This is a genomic window from Mesorhizobium sp. M2A.F.Ca.ET.067.02.1.1 (assembly GCF_004023285.1).
Taxonomy (GTDB): domain Bacteria; phylum Pseudomonadota; class Alphaproteobacteria; order Rhizobiales; family Rhizobiaceae; genus Mesorhizobium.
The window spans coordinates 1-1904 of the sequence record NZ_RZSB01000973.1 but is presented as its reverse complement, the minus strand read 5'-3'; the positions used below and the strand labels follow the sequence as shown (position 1 = coordinate 1904).

General features: G+C 66.9%; 2 protein-coding genes. Both read left to right on the top strand.

Going from position 1 to position 1904, the window contains the following annotated elements; translation table 11 throughout:
* Positions 1–1180 (top strand): amidase (locus EOA28_RS34375; RefSeq protein ID WP_128315775.1); only part of this gene is annotated, 1180 nt, incomplete at its 5' end.
* A gap of 93 nt (positions 1181–1273) precedes the next feature.
* Positions 1274–1888 carry a LysE family translocator gene (locus EOA28_RS34370; RefSeq protein ID WP_127249518.1) on the top strand — a complete coding sequence of 205 codons (615 nt, stop codon included), beginning with the start codon at positions 1274–1276 and terminating at the stop codon, positions 1886–1888.
* Positions 1889–1904: the final 16 nt, after the last annotated feature.

Genomic DNA, 1904 nt, shown 5'->3' with positions numbered 1-1904 from the left:
CAAGGACCTCGCCCTGACCAAGGGGCTGAGGACCACCTTCGGCTCGCCGATCTTCGCCGATTTCATCCCTGACACGGACGACTTCTTCGTCGAGCGCATCCGCAAGGCCGGCGCCATCATCATCGGCAAGACCAATGTTCCGGAATTCGGCCTTGGCTCCAACACCTACAATCCGGTCTTCGGACCCACTCTCAACGCCTTCGACCCGGCGCTGACCGCCGGCGGCTCGAGCGGCGGCGCGGCGGTGGCACTGGCGCTAGACATGCTGCCGGTCGCCGACGGCAGCGACTTCGGCGGCTCGCTGCGCAATCCGGCCGCCTACAACAATGTCTACGGCTTCCGTCCCTCGCAGGGGCTTGTGCCCGCCGGCCCCGACATCGACGTCTTCTATTCGCAAATGGCCGTCGAGGGACCGATGGGCCGCAGCGTGCGCGACATCGCGCTGCTGCTCGACGAACAGGCGGGCTACCATCCGCAGGCACCCTTGTCCTATGCCAAGGAGGGCTCGTTCCTCGGCGGCTTGGGGACGAAAGCCTCCGGCGGCCGCGTCGCCTGGCTGGGCGATCTCGGCGGCCATCTGCCGACGGAACCGGGCGTGCTCGACCTCTGCGAGACCGCGCTTGCCCGCTTTGCGGACGCGTCGTTCCCCAGCGAAGCGCTGGTGCCGGATGTCGATTTCGAGGCGTTGTGGCAGGCTTTCGTCACCTTGCGCCAGGCAAGCAGCGGCTGCGGGTTGAAAGCGCATTACGATGACCCGGAAAAGCGCAGGCTTCTGAAGCCTGAGGCCGTCTGGGAAGTGGAACAGGCGATACGCCTTACCGCGCCGCAGATCCATGCCGCCAGCGTCCAGCGCACCGCGTGGCATCGCACGCTGCTGTCGCTGTTCGAGCGCTTCGACCTCATCGCTCTGCCGACCGCGCAGGTCTTCCCGTTCGACGTAACCACCCACTGGCCGCGCGAGGTCGCGGGGCGGACCATGGACAGCTATCATCGGTGGATGCAGGTCTCCGCCTTTGCAACGCTGGGCGGCTGCCCGGCGCTCAACGTGCCGGCCGGCTTCGACGCAAAAGGCCGGCCGATGGGCATGCAATTGATCGGCCGCCCGCGCGGCGACCTCGCCGTGCTCAAGGCCGGCGCCGCCTACGAGGCGACGCTGCCCTGGCCGGTGGGGGCCGCGTGACGGGCCGATCTGTCCGGCCAGCTTGCGCCAGCGCCAATCTCGTGCATTGATCGCGCTCCGCCCAAGTCGGCGCCGTCCTGTTCGAGGGAAATCATGTCGCTGGAACTCTACGCAACCTATGTCGTCGCCTGCATCGTCATCATCCTGGTGCCGGGTCCCACGGTCACGCTGATCATCGCCAACAGCATCCGCCACGGCTCGCGCGCGGGCTTGGCCAATGTCGCCGGCACGCAGGCCGGGCTCGCCATCATGATCGCCATCGTCGGCATCGGCCTCAACACGCTGATCGCCGGCATGGGCCACTGGTTCGAATGGGTGCGGCTGCTCGGCGCCGCCTACCTGATCTGGATGGGCATCCAGATGTTTCGCGCAAAAGGCGCGCTGAACCCGGACGGGTCGGCGAAGAAGCCGCGCGGCGGCTTCTTCCTGCAGGGTTTTCTGGTGGCGATCAGCAATCCGAAGACCTTGGTGTTCTTCGGCGCCTTCTTCCCGCAGTTCATCGCGCCGCAGGGCAATTACACGCTGCAGATCGTGGTCATGGGCCTGACGGCGATGATCTTCGCCGCCATGTCGGACTCGACCTACGCCCTTGCCGCCGGCCGCGCCGGCCGGCTGCTGTCGGCCAGCCGCGTCAGGCTGATGTCACGCATCAGCGGCAGTTTTCTCGTCGGCGGCGGGCTCTGGCTGGCGTTTACGAAAGCGAAGTGAGCAGTCTTCCTCGCCC

Bases quoted from the DNA above. Each gene is read 5' to 3' on its own strand.
- EOA28_RS34370 (WP_127249518.1), top strand. From the start codon at position 1,274: ATGTCGCTGGAACTCTACGCAACCTATGTCGTCGCCTGCATCGTCATC.